Raw genomic sequence first — 1315 nt, 5'->3', positions numbered from 1 at the left:
GAGTTGGAAGCGGCAACTCAACCCCAAAACGAGTAAACATCGATGCAAACTCGGGGATAACCAGAATGTTCAGAATGAACATGGCGATGGTAATAAATACGATAACGAACGTCGGATAGCGCATCGCGGCTTTAATGCGTTTGCGTGTTTCTAGCTCTTGCTCATAGTAGTTTGCTAGCTGTAACAATGCCTCATCGAGTCGACCAGTATTCTCACCCACGTTGATCATGGAAACGAATAACGGACTAAACACTTTGTTGTGCGGCTGCATCGCAGACGACAAGCCACGACCATTACTCAACTCAGAAACCACATCTTCTAGCGCTTCTTTAAGCTGTTTGTTTTCACAGTTTTGCAGTAAGCCGCGCATTGAGCGCAGCAAAGGCACACCAGCTTTAGTTAAGCTGAACAACTGACGAGAAAACAGAATAATCACTTCCAGTGGAATGGCAGGAACCAACAATTTAGACAAACTAACGTGGTTCTTTACGCCTTCTTTCTCTAAGCGCAGATTGAGCGGGATGATCCCTTTATTCATCAACGCTTCCGCTGCAGCTTCTGAATTCACCGCATCGATTTTGCCACTGGTTGATGAGCCGTCTAATGTGCGGCCTTGATAACGAAAAGTTGGCATTCACTTACCTACATGAAAATGGGATCAGTTTTACCCGAAGCGTCACCCTCGCCGAGGGTCATCACTTCATCCAGGCTCACAGCACCTTGCAGCGCAAGCTCCATTGCTGAGGCAAGAAGCGGTTTGTAGTTTTCTGAACGTCGAGCCGCTTGTGCAAAGCCAACCGCATCATTCGCGCGCAGCTTATCCATCATCTCATGTTCCAGCTCAAGCATTTCAAACACACCGATTCGACCTCGATATCCCGTCAAGTTACAGTTTTGACAACCTGCTCCTTTGTGAAAAGTCACCCCAACTTGATTTGGAAAACGCCCCGCTAACCATTGTTGACGCGACTCATCGAGATGATCTTGGGTTTTACAATCTGGACAAACACGGCGAACCAATCGCTGAGCCACAACGGCACGCACGGCACTGGCAACGAGATAGCCTGGCGCCCCCATGTCGATCATACGCAGTGCGCTGTCGACCGCATCGTTGGTATGCAACGTACTCAATACTAAGTGACCAGTGAATGCTGCTCGTAAGCCAATCTCTACCGTCTCTTGATCACGCATCTCACCAATCAAAATGATGTCTGGGTCTTGGCGTAAGAAGGTGCGTAGCACGCGTGAAAATGTCAGGTCGATCTTGCTGTTGATCTGTACTTGCGTGATGCGTGGTAAACGGTATTCCACCGGA

At 48.5% G+C, this 1315-nt stretch carries 2 protein-coding genes; both read right to left on the bottom strand.

Annotation, left to right across the window (positions count from 1 at the left end):
* A partial coding sequence (locus R7E47_RS24525; protein WP_318085313.1) for a type II secretion system F family protein occupies window positions 1–634 on the bottom strand: 634 nt, incomplete at its 3' end.
* A gap of 8 nt (window positions 635–642) precedes the next feature.
* The coding region (locus R7E47_RS24520; protein WP_318085311.1) for a GspE/PulE family protein at window positions 643–1315 on the bottom strand (673 nt) is incomplete at its 5' end.

Source organism: Vibrio sp. Vb1026 (assembly GCF_033338745.1).
In the GTDB taxonomy this organism is placed as follows: Bacteria; Pseudomonadota; Gammaproteobacteria; order Enterobacterales; family Vibrionaceae; genus Vibrio; species Vibrio alginolyticus.
Note: the sequence above shows the minus strand (reverse complement) of the source record. Positions and strands in the feature narration are given on the sequence as shown.